The sequence below is a fragment of the Synechococcus sp. ATX 2A4 genome, from assembly GCF_024346375.1.
Lineage (GTDB): Bacteria > Cyanobacteriota > Cyanobacteriia > PCC-6307 > Cyanobiaceae > MW101C3.
The window spans coordinates 234,239-247,941 of sequence record NZ_JAGQCV010000001.1 but is presented as its reverse complement, the minus strand read 5'-3'; the positions used below and the strand labels follow the sequence as shown (position 1 = coordinate 247,941).

Genomic DNA, 13,703 nt, shown 5'->3' with positions numbered 1-13,703 from the left:
GTCGGCCGTGCGGATGAAGGGGCTGGGGCGGCACAGCACACCCGGAGCCGGGGCGGCTGCAGCCGCATCACTCTCACTCCAGAAGGGATCCCAGCAGGGGCGCCCACCTGCCGGGCCGCCCAAAACCAAACCTGCCCTGGAGCCCGGCAGCCGCCAGCATCGGCCAATAACCTCCAGCCCCTCCTCTTGATGCGTTGCAATCAGACGAAATAGAATGGAATCAAGCACTCATTCTCAGATTCACCGAAAACAGAAGGCCTGAAGTGCAGCTTCCGCCCTTGCGCATGAAACCCACAAATCTGGCACAGAATGCAACAGCGCCAGCAATCGCGAATGAAGCAGGCGCCCATCGTCACCATCAAGACGTCCAAACGCGAGCTCAGAAATAACTTCACCTACATTATTTCGCCATTGGACGATGCCCTCATGCGCAGCGGATGCAACAAGCAACATTGACACAGCCTCAAGCAAGGTTATATCAAATTGAGAATCTGAACGATAGCGGCGAACTAAGATTCGAACATCACCAGCCAACACCGTATCACGGGATATAGCGGCAACATTGGCCAATCCGTTTAGCACGGTCAGAAGCTGCGCCTTACTCTCTAATCCAGAGAATACATAGCCACACCTTTTCACGGCCTGAGACGCCAAACTTGAATGGTGTCTAGAAACGTTAAAGATGAGAGATAGATTAACGAGTGGAGCGAAGGAGGATACATCCACATTCTCCATGCCGAGCTTCTCCTCAATAACATGAGCAAAGTCGTCAGGCAGAGTTTGTTCCTTATGCTCAGTACCGTCGAGCGGCCCTGGGAAAGACTGATTCAGCCTCCAACACAAGCTTATTAAACTTTTTTCTCCATTACCGAGGATGATATCGCGCAGCTCCTCTGGGCCCGAGCTCAAGGTTGGCTCCACCCTTGATCCTGCGAACCTGATACGACCAAAGAAATCTGCCTGTATTTGTGCTGCGTCTGCAAAGTCAGGCCTCCATCTAGGCTCTAGTCTCATATCCGCTAATGACTGCATATAGAATTCCACGCTGCGAGTCCTTAACGCATAATCAGAAAAGCTCTGACAATCAATTCCTAGCCGAATGAGCTGACGCAGAATTAACGCAGCCTGGGCAAGAGAAGCCAGTCTACGATAAAAAGGTGGCTCCCGAGATAGACAACGAGTTCTAGCCAGTTCCCCGTCGACCAGAACAAACAATGAAGAGAAAGACTTGAATTGGCTGGTATTGCCAGTTACGTCGTCGTCGCGGATATGCTGAACTAGTCGGAGAAGGAAAGGCTCAACCTCTGGCCGAATTCCAAGAATACGCAATCCAACTTCGACCGCACCCAACTTAGAAAGAGGATCGCCATACTTCTCCAATGATGAATATAGTTCTTCTAGCTGTTCCTTATCAAGTGAATCAGCATTAAGCTCATCAGTAAGCGCCTGGTGAGAGGAGAGATATAGGCCAAAAAAGAAACCCTCTGATGGCCGCCACTCGGAAAGTTGCCTCAGGAATTCTCGTCCAGCTCCAGCAGCATACTCCTTAATTGAGGTACTTCCATCATAAGCGCCAACTAGCCGATGATAGTAACGCCGCGAATTAGGAACCAGATCTGACACATTGATGTTAGCCCCCTTGTTAATGCTTCGTATCGAACGCTCTAGAATAACCGGGGAATCAGAGATATCTTTAGTGAGTTGATCAAGTTCAAAGTCTGATAGTGGTTGCATTGTCAAGACATTTCTCCACTTTTGCAGAGAAGCAACTGGTAGGTTCATATCAGCAGCAGAATCTTCAAGCGCACGAAGACGAGAGGATACATCGTCAGAAAGCTCAGAAAAATCAGGTAGAATTAATAGCTGTTGATCGCATGAAAGAATGAGAGCCGCTGAACCGGCTTCGCCTTCATCGCGCGAAAGAATCCAAGTCTTATCTTTTCCGTCAGTCAAGCTGACAGAAGTATCACTAGAAAGAACAGATCGAATCGCGTCAAAGAAGCTTGCTCGAATCAGAGAAGGTCCGTTATCACCCAGGGTAATAGTTACTTTGGCTTTTAAGCCATATTCGCCAGTGAAGCTCACGTCATTGAGTAGGCTATCACGTATGAGTGGGGGAAAAAACTTCAGCGCAGAAATGGCAATAGCAGTTCTTTCTGGCGGTATACCAGTCATGCGTCAGTTTCCTCCGAAGAATGTCGGTCAGCCATCTCGCCAATGAATCTTCTTTGAGAATCAACAATCAGGTTATATTGCTCTGGAAACTGCTCCTGGAATGACTCTAGGAAATATTCTTCAAGCCATTTCCAATAGGCATCAAAAACAGTTTGAGTGTCGTCAGCTGGGGGAGATAACAATATCTCAACCAAGGCCATGGGCCCACTTTGAATGACATAGTCAACGGAATCAGAGTCGAGGCAATGTGCCCATCCTCGGATATCGAGGAAACCAGCGAGCCAATTTGATCGCACTATGATGTCACTGAAATCCGGCACATCAACCCAAAGCCCTTTTAGGACGTGAACAATCGATCTAAGGGCACCTTCCAGCCAAGCTGCTTCGTGAGGTAGCTGAAGAATGCCACTCATCCTGACTCTAAGAAATGATTCTCGTATTGCCTTCAACTCGGCCGTCTCAACAACTCTGCCATCAATAACAGGTGATTCCAATAGGCACGCCTCTAGCTCTTCTTGATCAATTGAAATAAAGACATAGCCCGCTCGGCGTAGACGTGTACGATGCTCTATGCGATCATCATTACTAATAGTGCCTGCAGCCACTAATGCTTCGAGAAGGTCCAGGCTTGTCATGATCGCCGTGCTCTTATCGTCAGCATTGATGCAGGCGTGTTGATTGTGAAATCTATCGTCTATAATTAAAGCGTCGCACTTTCCTGCCAGATCAAGAATGCTGACAGAGGGGTGCCCATGGATAGACTGTTGATCGAATCTGCCAGAGGCAGGCATACACCCAACCCTGACTATTCCCATGTCTATCCGTGAGCTTAGCGCAGATCTTATGCGCTCTACGACAATCCTGGAGTCATAAGAAATGCTTTCGTAAGAGATTAAAGCGTCACCTTCAGATACCTCGCTTGGCGACACCACAACTGTGAAGCCAGCATCCTTGAGCTTGCCGAGCATCTTTAAATCCAAGAAATACGAGATCGCAAGATCGTCGAGATAGATAGTCGCTCCATCGGCAATGGAGGGCTGGTTAGGCCACGAACGTTCTTGCAGATTCAAGTATGCTCTTGCCTTCTTCTCCTCATTTGCGGTTATTGCTCCTCTCTGCCTAAGCTTCTCCACAACGGCTAGACAACTGCTCAACACTGGTGCGTGTTCGGAAAGGTCTGCCTCCTCCTCCATCAGGCTAGAAACGCGATAAACAGGAGCAGGACGAACAACAATATGCTGCGTGTTAGCTCTGTCCATTGCATTTTCAGCCTCGGCAATAAATGAGGCCAGCTCTTTGCCAATCTGCACCGTTAGTTCAACATCAGCAGAGGTACTAGGATTAAAGACTTCCAGCATGTTCGTTGCCAGACAGTTCCTAACTGTACGTGCATCTTCTATTCGACTTGGTTGATGGAATACGGCTCTCTGTCGCTCCATAAACAACCAGGCGAGCGTTGAATGGGGTATGTGTATTGTTTCAAAAGCATCGAAGACCTGATCAAGAAGGTTTAAAAAGCCCAAAGTCAATAGTGCTGTTGCTTCCAACCCAACTGCCTTCCTGTCCATATCAGACGGACACGGAAATCGCCTTCCGCTATAAGCTGGTATTGCCTTTCTCAGCCTCGGGTCGGTTTCCTCAGAATTAGCCAACGCGGGGAATAACGTAAGATCGAGGAGGGTGCGATTGAGCGGCTGGGCGGCAAGAAAGATCGGCAGTTTGGCTTGCGCAAGTAAATACCAAATCTCTGCTTCTCGTTGATCCCACTCCGGCTTACGATCATGAAGCTCTTTAAGCGACATTCTTCTAAGTGGTCCATCATCATCTGATAAGCGACCAGCTTGCTCTAGCCATACGCCAACTCGCGGATCTTCTTCCCAACCTGCACTTATAGCAGTAAAGTATGCATCTGCCAGAATAGCAGAATCATCACCAGCTTTTGCTGCTGCTTCAAAAACAAGGTTCTTTGCTTGGAGTAAATCCAAGTTAAGTGCTAGTTTTCCAGCACTAAGGAGTTCATAGGCGCTTCTAGAATCTCTTTCTTGATTCTCGCTAGCGATGAAAGAGGTGAGGGATGCCCAATCTCCTGTACCAATCGCCAAGTTAACCAATAGTAAGCGATAGCTTTGATTGCTTACTTCATCACTTAACCTTTCTAGTGCCGCTCGGGAACCAGTAAAGTCTCCTTCATAGTAAAGGCCCCAAGCATACAGACTCTGAAGACTCTTGGATTGCGATATCAAATCTTCATTGCTGCGTAGGAATTCGACCAAATCCGCTGATCTATGCAACTTGATAAGAGAGTTGGCAAGTCGCTCGGCATCAATTAATGAATGTGTCTTGTCAAACAGAAGTCTGGCATACTCACAATGTTCGCTCCAGCGATTATGGGCTTCAAGCTCACCAACTAGAAGGATAAGATCGCCAAGAGATCCTGTGGCTTCGAATTGAGATTTAAATGGCTCAACAGTGTCAACAGCAGAAGCATACAAGATGGCTCTCTGCAACTGGCTTTCTTGTTGAGCATCAATACCATCTTCAATCCACTGTGCGAGCCCCTCTTTGGCCTTTTCAATCAGCCCTGCATGTATCAGCAGCTCGATCTGAATACGGCGAATCTGCTCGCCTTCTATGTGGGCGACAAGTTGGCTTTGGTGACGCTCGATATAGTTAGCCGCTTCCTCGGCAGACGGCATCGCTTGTATAAGCGCAAAGCGAGCAAGAGCTGCATCAATTCCAATCTTGCCAGCATTGATCGCGACACTCTTTTCAATATCTCTCTCAATCGCCCCTATGTCTGGTTTGAGCCCGAACTGAATTCCATAGCGGACATATTGGAGTCGAGTTTCAGGATCGGAGAGTTTATCTCTTAATCTACTCAAACCGCTTGAAGACATAATCGGATCGAGTAACTCGAGCCACAGTGCATACTCATCATCCGTTTCAGCTGCGAAGGAACAACTCAGTTGACGTGCTGCTGCAGCCCCATCGAGAAAGTGATTATGAGCTGTTCGCCTTGCTTCCATCGCACTGGCAGTCGAAGCAAGTCGAAAGTTACGTGCATCCAATGGAACATGTGTAAGAATAGTTGATCGAAACTCAGGCGGTACTGTCTGAATTAGGCTAGCCAAGCCTGCAAAATGATGAAGGGTAGGAGTTCTTTCAAAGTCGTCCGAGGACAAACTAGCGACTGTCTGGGCGGACGCATCCCAATAACCAAGCTGAAGCTGGTGATTTAGGAGATAGCCCTTGCCATCCGAATCCAAATGATAAGCTGTGCGGCAGACTTTACTCATCCACTTAAGTGCACTCTCGGCTCCATCATGATGCATAACAATAATCAGGCTTGCAGTATGTGAAGCGCCAGAATGTATGCTTGCAAGAATTTGAAGCGCAGCCGCTTTATCTCCCTTTCGAGAAGCTATAAATGCTTCTGCGATTGTAACTTCTGGTGAATCATTGATAGTTTTAGCAAGTTCTACACATTCTTCCACCCGATCAAGATCATGTGAATGGGCCAAGATTCGGGCACACCATGCAAGGGCTAGGCTCCTTGCCGCATCCGAACCGCCTGCAAGTTTGCCGCCTTCAAAGACACTCCGACTGAGTTGCAGCGCTTCGGTTCTTAGATCAAACTCAGTGTAGTATCGGCACTTCACTAGTTGATCAACTTTTCTATTTATCTCGTTATCAACAAGCCATTCTGGGACATGCAAATTGATGTTCGTTACACTAATGTTGCCATTAGCTGCCTGGTAAACATTGGAACCAGCGCCGGCCGAAACAGACTGATCTATCTTTTCCCTCATCTCACTTTTTCCGCTTTGTAGAGAGGTTGATATCGCCAAGTGCTTGAACGTTTTTTGATCTCGCGCCCGAATTGATAGTCTGTTTTACTGAAGAGCGAGACTTCTTGAGCGCAGTCAATAGCCATGAAATCGCCAATACACCTATACCCGAAAAAATCCATTCTTTGTTGTCAACAACATACGAGATTAGATTCTTCGAAGAGGTCATTTTGCTCTTAGGGGAAGTGATGACCGAGCCATTGTCTCGTAGATCGGCTGGATTTTTAGGGTGACCCTAAATGGGGCAAGCTGATGGTATTAATCTAACCTTGTCAAGATTTCATTGTCGGCCCTGCGGCTTCGTTTGTCGGGTCCTTCACAAGCCCCCATTCCCAAGCGCCTGCCCACCCCTGCCCAACCAGCCTCCACCCCCCGGCCTCTACCAGCAACTCCTCACCGAGGGCCTGGAGCAGCAGCTGCGCCAACTGCAGGAATCCCTGGTCGCCACCGACGGCCTGGACCCCCAGGAAGCCCCACGCCTGTTGGCCCGGCACCTGGCGAGTCTGGCCCGCATCGCCCTGGAGCACCTGAGCGGTGGCGCCACCCCTGAGCACCAGTTGGCCCTGGTGAACCAACTGGTGGGCCTGCTCCAGAGCCAGGCTCCCCGCGCGATCTCTCCGGCCGACCAGCTGCATCCCTCCGCACAGCTGCTGTCGGAGATCCGTTCCACGGCGCTGCTGCCCGGCCAGGCCGAAACCATCCGCCCGCTCATCCCCCTGGCCGACAGCACCCTGCTGGTGAACGCCAGCGGCGAACCGTCGGTGGGGCAGGCGCTGATCCACGAAATCCCCTCCGCCCAGCGGATCGACCTGCTCTGCGCCTTCATCAAGTGGAGCGGCCTGCGCCTGCTCCAGCCGGCCCTCTCGGCCTTCCTGCAGGCCCAGCCCCGCCGCCAGCTGCGGGTGCTCACCACCGTCTACCTGGGCGCCACCGACCGCCGCGCCCTCGATTGGTTGGTGGCCCAGGGCGCCGAGGTGCGCGTCAGCTACGACACCCGCCGCACCCGCCTGCACGCCAAAGCCTGGTTGTTCCATCGGCCCGGCCTAGCAGGCTCACCCCCTGCCTCCACCGCCTACATCGGCTCCTCCAACCTCTCCACCGCCGCCTTGCACGACGGCCTGGAGTGGAACGTGCGCCTCTCCGCCCACGACAACGAGGGCATCCTGGCCAAGTTCCAGGCCGCCTTTGAGAGCTACTGGGAGGAGGGCGAGTTCGAGCCCTACCGGGCCAGCGAACTGGAGCAGCGCCGCTTTGATCGGGCCGTGCGTGAGGAGTCGGCGGGGGAATCGGCAGCGGACGCCACCCCGCTCAGCTTCTTCGACATCCGCCCCTACGCCTACCAGCAGGAGATCCTCGAAAAGTTGTCGGCCGAGCGCAGTCTCCATGGCCGCTGGCGCAACCTGGTGGTGGCCGCCACCGGCACGGGCAAAACCGTGGTCGCCGCCCTCGACTACGCCCGCCAGTGCGGTCCCGGTCACCCAAGCCTCCTGTTCGTGGCCCACCGGCGCGAGATCCTGCAGCAGAGCCTCGCCACCTTCCGCCAGGTGCTGCGCGATGGCTCCTTCGGCGAGCTGCTGGTCGATGGCCAGCGCCCCAGCCAGTGGCGCCATGTGTTCGCCTCGGTGCAGTCGCTCGCTGGGCTGGATCCGGCGGCCCTGGCGCCGGACACGTTCGCCGTGGTGATCGTCGATGAGTTCCACCACGCCGCCGCTGCCAGCTACGAGCGCTGGCTGGCCCACCTGGCGCCGTCCCTGCTGCTGGGTCTCACCGCCACTCCCGAGCGCACCGGCGGCGAGGACATCCTCCATTGGTTCGAGGGACGCATCGCCGCCGAGCTGCGCCTGTGGAGCGCCCTCGACCAGGGCCTTCTGGCACCCTTCCACTACTTCGGGCTCCACGACGGCACCGATCTCTCCCAGATCGAATGGCGCCGCAACGGCTACGCCAGCGAGGCCCTGTCCAACCTCTACACCGCCGACGACGCCCGCCTGCGCCTGATCCTGCGCGAACTGGCCGCCAAGGTCACCCACCTGGAGGCGATGCGGGCCCTGGGCTTTTGCGTGAGCGTGGAGCACGCCCGCTGGATGGCCCGCAAATTCGTGGCCGCCGGCTTGCGCGCCGCTGCCCTCGATGCCTCCAGCCCCCGCGACGAGCGCGCCGAGCAGATCCGCCGCCTGCGCGCCGGCGAGCTGCAGATCCTGTTCGCGGTGGATCTGTTCAACGAAGGCCTCGACATCCCCGAGATCGACACGGTGCTGTTCCTGCGCCCCACCGAGAGCCATCTGGTGTTCCTCCAGCAGCTCGGCCGCGGGCTGCGTCTCTGCCCGGGCAAAAGCTGCCTCACCGTGCTCGACTTCATCGGCCAGGCCCACCGCAACTTCCGCTTCGACCTGCGCTACCGCGCCCTGCTCGGCGGCACCCGCGACCAGCTCAAACAGCAGATCGAATCAGGTTTTCCCTTCCTGCCGGCCGGCTGCAGCCTCCAGCTCGATCGGGTGTCAAGCGAGCGGGTGCTGGCGAACCTGCGCGAGTCGCTGCCCAGCCGGCGGCCCCAGTTGCTGGCGGAATGCCGCCGCCTCGGGCGCTGTTCGCTGGCGGCGCTGCTGGAGGGGCTCGGGATGGAGCTGGGGGAGTTCTACAGGGTGGCGGGGTCGTGGGCGTTGCTGCAGCGGGAGTTGGGGTGGTTGGCCGGGGCGGCCTCAGGGGAGCCCACGGCGGATGAAGAGCGGCTGGGGCGGGGCATCGCCGGGGGGCTGCTGCATCTCGATGATCCGGAGCGCTTGCGCTGGCTGGTGGAGCAGCTGCAGCGCGCGGCACCCCCCGATCCGGCGGGCTTCGATCCGGAGACCGAACGCAGCTGGCGCATGCTGATGGCCCAGCTGTGGGGCAGCGGCCGCCAGCACCTGCCCCTGGCCGAGGCCTTGGTGCGGCTGTGGGCCTCCTCCGCGATCCGCGCCGAGCTGGTGGAGCTGTTCGAGCTGCTGCTGGAGCGCACCGACCACCTGGTGGCGCCGCTCGCCTGGCCGTTTCTGGCGGATGGCGAACCAGCCCCACCGGTGCCCCTTGGCCTGCACGGTCGCTATTCCCGCTCCGAGGTATTAGCCGCCTTTGGGTTGTTGAACGACGCCCGCCCCTTCCCTTGCCGCGAGGGAGTCTTTTTCGATGAAGCCACCCGCTGCGACGTCTTCTTCATCACCCTCAAGAAATCCGAGCGCCTCTTCTCCCCCACCACCCGCTACAACGACTACGCCATCTCCCCGTGGGAGTTCCACTGGGAGAGCCAGAGCCTCACCCGGGAAGCCTCATCCACCGGGCAGCGCTACATCCACCACGCCGAGCGTGGCAGCCGGGTGATGCTGTTCGTGCGCGATGAGAACAAGCGCGGCGGGGTGACGCTGCCGTTCCTGTGCCTGGGTTTTGCCGATTACGTGAGCCACGAGGGCGAGCGGCCGATGGCGATTCGCTGGAGGCTGCACAGGGCGATTCCGGGGAGCTTCTACCCGGAGCTGGCGGTGGCAGTGTGAGCGTCAAGATTCAACCCCGCATAAAGAAATGCCCCCCGAACGGCATCGCAATCTCGCTGACTGACGCCAACGCTGCGAAGGGTGGGCTCCCACTCCGCCGACACGGTGGAGAACACCCTCGTCGCGATTGCTTCCGCCTCCTCCCGCTCCAGAAGGAACCATGCGGCCCCGTCCACGATCGTGCCCCGGTTGGCCCAACGGCTGGGCTTGCCGCCCTCCAAACCACAGACCATGGCTAGATCTCGCCGTGTCTCGGTGCGCATCGTTCCGGGGGTGAGGTCATAGGCGGGGCTCAGCCGCCAGCTACTGGAGCGGGCCAGTAGGGCATGGTTGCGCGGGTGGTCATCAAGATTGGACACCGCCGCGTTGAAGCAGATGCAGCTGAAGAGTTCGCGCAGATCTTCCGTAGGCCGGTCGCTGGCGCGCCGGAGTTCATCGGCCAGCAACCGATATGACCACTTCTGGCGATCGGTGGCGCTGTCTTCGGCCTGCAGCAACGTGAGGGCGCTCACCATCCTGTGGCGCTGATAACCATCACCGCTCCAGTCGCGATCAAAGCGCTTCACCAACAGCACATCGGCCTTTCCAACCTGCGTGAGCTGGCTGACCGCCACCTGCAACCCGCAGAGCCGGGCCAGCTGCAGCACTCCATGCTCCACCCGCGGTTGGTTCCAGGTGTCCTTTGGAGCCGGAAACTTAGCCAGCCAGAGAGCATCTTCATGCTCCACGGTAGTTTTCGGCCGTGCACCACACCCATGGAGGTTCCTGCCCCCTGCAACAGTTCCTCCACTTGGTCATGGGCTGAACCCGACAGGCGCGGTTGATCGGCCAAGATCGCATCAGCCGCCCGCTTGATTCGTTCGAGATCAAGTGTTCGGTTGAAATGACGCTCCGGTGCAGGTGGCTCGACATTGCGGCCAAAACCGAGAGCGCCAGCACGATCATCCGGCCCAGGCAACAAGAGATCGAAGTCGCTGGGGTCCCCCAAACCTGAGTGGCGGGCGATCACCTGTCGACCCCAAAAATCTGGCAGCGCATCGCGCAGAGCCCCGAAGAAGCCGCCCATGCGACCGGTTTCGAACGGGCGTGCGCCCAGCCTCAACTCCACCGGGTCGAGCTCCACGGCATCGGGGCGCTCCCGGTAGCGGCGGCCATACACGAACGCACCGACCGGACGTCCCAAGCGATCCTTCTTGAGCTTGAACCGCCCGGCCGTGACGAAGTATGTTGCTCCCGGCGGCACCAAATAGACGAAGCACTCCTGCTCAGCAGTCATGGTCAGAAGTCGTCATCCATTCGGAGACCACGGGGGGCCCGTTTTGGGCTGCGGACACCCTCCAGCGCCTTGCCCTCCTCGTCCCGATCCGGATCAGCCAACTCGGACATCTGATCGAGCAGACCGAGAGCCCAGAGCGCCCCGAGATAGGCAGCCACAGAGGTGCCGGCCTTGCCCTTCTCGACGTCGGACACCGTGTAGCGCGTCACCCCCATGCGTTTGGCCACATCCTCCAGGCGCCAACCGCGCCGCAACCTGGCCGTGCGGATGTTGCGACCCAGGCGCTCCAGGCTCTGCTCCAGGGCCGCAGGGGGATGACGCACGATGGAGCTGGCTTGGGCCATGGGCAAGGCGGGACGAACAAGAAGTTGCCTGAAGGCATCCTAAAGGCATTTCCTGGTGCTTTGCAGCCACACGGTTTGCTCGCAATGGCCCAACCCGCGGACAGCGGCCGGAAGCACGTGCCCGCACGAGGTCCTCGATCGGCTCCGGAGGGGCACGACCACCCCTGAACGCGAGGGGGCTTCCTTGATGAAGCCACCCGCACCAACGACTATGCGATCTCCCCGTGGGAGTTCCACTGGGAGAGCCAGAGCAACACCCGCGAAGCCTCCGCCACCGGGCAGCGCTACATCCACCACGTGGAGCGTGGCAGCCGGGTGCTGCTATTCGTGCGGGAGGAGAACAAACGTGGCGGGGTGACGCTGCCGTTTCTTTGCCTCGGTTTTGCCGAGTATGGGAGCCACGAGGGCGAGCGGCCGATGGCGATTCGCTGGCAGCTGCAGCGGGCGATTCCGGGGGCCTTCTACCCGGAGTTGGCGGTGGCGGTTTGAGAGGACTGGGAGGCTTCGTCACAGAGGCCAGCTCCATGCCGCTTAGCCTCAACGCAGGTCAGGGAGTCAGACCGGCATGAGCTACCGCATCCGGCTTTTGGAAACCGAAGAAGGCTGGTCGGTGAGCTGTCTTGACCTGGCGGGCTGCCACTCCCAGGGAGCCAAAAGGGACGAAGCACTGGCGAACATTCGCGAAGCGATTGCCCTCTGGCTGGAAGTGGAAGCTGAGGAGGGTGGCGTGCGCAGTGTGGAGACATTGGAACTGGCGTTCTAAATTCCGCGTCTGCCAGAGATCAGTCAGAAGGAAGCCGTAAGAGTATTTCTCAAGCTGGGGTATCGGATCGTCCGCGAATCCGGTCATCTGATCCTGAGCAATGGTGAGCGGCGCCTGGTGATTCCACGCCACGACCCCATCAACGCCATCACCATGGGCGCGCACGGCCGCCACCGCGAAGGCGTGCTCTGGCACCAGGACACCCAGTGCGATCTGCTGTTCATCACCCTGCGCAAAAGCGAAGCCCTCTTCTCCCCCTCCACCCGCACCCGCGACCTGGCCCTCGACCCCTCCCTGTTCCACTGCTGGGAGAGCCGCTGGCGGCTGGAGCGGGCGATTCCGGCGATGTGGATGCCAGGCCGTTGCTTGGCATAGCGGCGGCGTTGGCGGTTTTAGGGAAAACCCGGGCCCCGCTAGCCTGACCCCATGGACACGGTTGCCCCGCTGCTGCCCCTGCTGGCCGATCGGCTGGAGCCGCTCAGGCACCTGTGCAACCACTACGGCGTGGATCGGCTGGAATTGTTCGGCTCGGCGGCGAAGGGCCTCTTTGACCCTGCCAGCAGTGACCTGGACTTCATCGAGCAGATGACGGGGCAGCGGGAACCGGGCTATGCCCGGCGCTTTTGTTCCTTCGCCGATGAATTGGAAGCCCTCTTCGGCCGTCCGGTGGACCTCCTGACGGAATCCATGATCCAAAATCCCTATTTCCGTAAAGACGTGGACGCTTCACGCCGGCTTCTCCTGGAATTCTGAAATGCTCTCTTTTGGCTGCATTGGATAAGGATTCGCCCATTCCTTAGCCATTGGCCCAATTCATCCAAAGACCGGATGGATTCCATCTGCCCCGCCACCGCCCATGACGTGAGCCACGCGGGCAAGCGGATCGTCCTGGTCGCAGAGTGGTGCTCCTGCTGGCACCTGCTGCAGCGGGCGATTCCGGCGGCGTTCGTTCCGGAGCTGGATTGGCGGCTTAAGGGGGATGCGGGTCGGTCAGCGAAAGTGGGATTAAAGTAGCCAGATGGACCTTCTGGAACGCATCACGATTGATCCGGCCGTTCGCTTCGGCAAGCCCTGCGTTCAGGGAACTCGGCTCAGCGTGGGGGATGTGCTGGGACGATTGGCCAGCGGAAGCACAGAAGCTGAGCTGATCCAGGATTTTCCTCAGCTCACCCATGAAGATGTCCTCGCCTGCTTGGCCTTTGCCGCAGAGCGGGAACGCCGGCTGATAACCACCTGCCCGGCAGCGTGACCCTGCGGCTGCTGCTGGTTGAGAATCTCTCCGAACGGCTGATTCCTCTGATCGCCGAACGGTTTCCTAATTCGCAGCACATTCGCCTTCTCGGGCTTGGTGGCGCTGACGATCGAGAAATCTGGAAAGTGGCGCTCCGTCATGGTTACGTGCTTGTGACCAAGGACGAAGACTTCCTTCTTCTCAGTGTTACCAGAGGCTGTACTCCCAATAGATCAGCTGTTTAGACGCATCAATCTCAGAGCGCACGATCGGATTGCGAATGGCTGTCGCCATCACGAGGTCAACAGATGGGCCGATGCTCGCGGCAAGCTGTTGTTCCAGGCCGAAATAGGCCTCCACCAAGGTGATTGGTTCCAGAGGTTCAAACTCAACCAGCAAGTCGATATCACTCTTGCCAGGTAGATAGTCGGATCGCAGCATCGAACCGAAGGCATGCAGCTGCCTGACGTGATGCAGCTGGCAGGCCAGCCGGCGTGCTCTGGCACGAACCCAGCCGCACCCGCGACCTGGCCAGAAGCCAC

Annotated in this window: 10 protein-coding genes and 3 pseudogenes; 7 read left to right on the top strand and 6 right to left on the bottom strand. The window is 57.4% G+C overall.

What is annotated here, in order from left to right; all coding sequences use genetic code 11:
• Positions 1-240: 240 nt before the first annotated feature.
• Together KBY97_RS01110 and KBY97_RS01105 are read right to left on the bottom strand one after the other, a co-directional pair.
• Complete coding sequence (locus tag KBY97_RS01110) at positions 241-2,175, bottom strand: hypothetical protein (RefSeq protein WP_255144805.1); 1,935 nt, start codon at positions 2,173-2,175, stop codon at positions 241-243.
• Positions 2,172-6,023 carry a PIN domain-containing protein gene (locus KBY97_RS01105; RefSeq protein ID WP_255144804.1) on the bottom strand — a complete coding sequence of 1,284 codons (3,852 nt, stop codon included), beginning with the start codon at positions 6,021-6,023 and terminating at the stop codon, positions 2,172-2,174. Before KBY97_RS01105 ends, KBY97_RS01110 begins: the two co-directional genes overlap by 4 nt.
• 269 nt (positions 6,024-6,292) lie before the next feature.
• Between KBY97_RS01105 and KBY97_RS01100 the strand changes: the two genes are divergently transcribed.
• Entirely contained in the window at positions 6,293-9,547 is a 3,255-nt protein-coding gene (locus KBY97_RS01100) for a DUF3427 domain-containing protein (RefSeq protein ID WP_255144803.1), read from the top strand.
• Here the strand turns inward: KBY97_RS01100 and KBY97_RS01095 are convergent.
• From KBY97_RS01095 to KBY97_RS01085, 3 genes and pseudogenes are all read right to left on the bottom strand, one after another.
• A complete protein-coding gene (locus tag KBY97_RS01095; RefSeq protein ID WP_255144802.1) occupies positions 9,520-10,275 on the bottom strand; it encodes a type II toxin-antitoxin system HipA family toxin in 756 nt (251 codons plus the stop codon). The genes KBY97_RS01100 and KBY97_RS01095 overlap by 28 nt on opposite strands.
• Before the next feature lie 254 nt (positions 10,276-10,529).
• Positions 10,530-10,823: pseudogene (locus KBY97_RS01090) on the bottom strand (type II toxin-antitoxin system HipA family toxin); the annotation flags it as partial.
• Positions 10,824-10,825: 2 nt separating this feature from the next.
• Complete coding sequence (locus KBY97_RS01085) at positions 10,826-11,167, bottom strand: helix-turn-helix domain-containing protein (RefSeq protein ID WP_185465818.1); 342 nt, start codon at positions 11,165-11,167, stop codon at positions 10,826-10,828.
• A 201-nt stretch (positions 11,168-11,368) separates the two neighbouring features.
• Here KBY97_RS01085 and KBY97_RS01080 point away from each other — a divergent pair.
• The 6 genes and pseudogenes from KBY97_RS01080 to KBY97_RS01055 form a co-directional block, all read left to right on the top strand.
• Positions 11,369-11,656, top strand: a pseudogene (locus KBY97_RS01080) (DUF3427 domain-containing protein); the annotation flags it as partial.
• 76 nt (positions 11,657-11,732) lie between these two features.
• Positions 11,733-11,930, top strand: coding sequence for a type II toxin-antitoxin system HicB family antitoxin (locus tag KBY97_RS01075; RefSeq protein ID WP_255144800.1), 198 nt, complete (start codon positions 11,733-11,735; stop codon positions 11,928-11,930).
• A gap of 171 nt (positions 11,931-12,101) precedes the next feature.
• A pseudogene (locus KBY97_RS01070) lies at positions 12,102-12,305 on the top strand (hypothetical protein); the annotation flags it as partial.
• A gap of 51 nt (positions 12,306-12,356) precedes the next feature.
• Positions 12,357-12,683, top strand: coding sequence for a nucleotidyltransferase family protein (locus KBY97_RS01065; protein WP_255144798.1), 327 nt, complete (start codon positions 12,357-12,359; stop codon positions 12,681-12,683).
• Between the two features lie 265 nt (positions 12,684-12,948).
• Positions 12,949-13,179 (top strand): DUF433 domain-containing protein, encoded by a 231-nt coding sequence (locus KBY97_RS01060; protein WP_255144797.1) that lies wholly within the window; start codon positions 12,949-12,951, stop codon positions 13,177-13,179.
• Positions 13,176-13,406 carry a DUF5615 family PIN-like protein gene (locus KBY97_RS01055; RefSeq protein WP_255144796.1) on the top strand — a complete coding sequence of 77 codons (231 nt, stop codon included), beginning with the start codon at positions 13,176-13,178 and terminating at the stop codon, positions 13,404-13,406. Before KBY97_RS01060 ends, KBY97_RS01055 begins: the two co-directional genes overlap by 4 nt.
• Here KBY97_RS01055 and KBY97_RS01050 read toward each other — a convergent pair.
• Entirely contained in the window at positions 13,369-13,650 is a 282-nt protein-coding gene (locus KBY97_RS01050) for a nucleotidyltransferase family protein (protein WP_255144957.1), read from the bottom strand. The genes KBY97_RS01055 and KBY97_RS01050 overlap by 38 nt on opposite strands.
• Positions 13,651-13,703 lie beyond the last annotated feature (53 nt).

What these genes read in the sequence shown, in the direction of transcription:
- KBY97_RS01110 (WP_255144805.1), bottom strand. Translation starts at nt 2,175, where the DNA reads ATGACTGGTATACCGCCAGAAAGAACTGCTATTGCCATTTCTGCGCTG.
- KBY97_RS01085 (WP_185465818.1), bottom strand. Translation starts at nt 11,167, where the DNA reads ATGGCCCAAGCCAGCTCCATCGTGCGTCATCCCCCTGCGGCCCTGGAG.
- KBY97_RS01075 (WP_255144800.1), top strand. Translation starts at nt 11,733, where the DNA reads ATGAGCTACCGCATCCGGCTTTTGGAAACCGAAGAAGGCTGGTCGGTG.
- KBY97_RS01065 (WP_255144798.1), top strand. Translation starts at nt 12,357, where the DNA reads ATGGACACGGTTGCCCCGCTGCTGCCCCTGCTGGCCGATCGGCTGGAG.
- KBY97_RS01060 (WP_255144797.1), top strand. Translation starts at nt 12,949, where the DNA reads ATGGACCTTCTGGAACGCATCACGATTGATCCGGCCGTTCGCTTCGGC.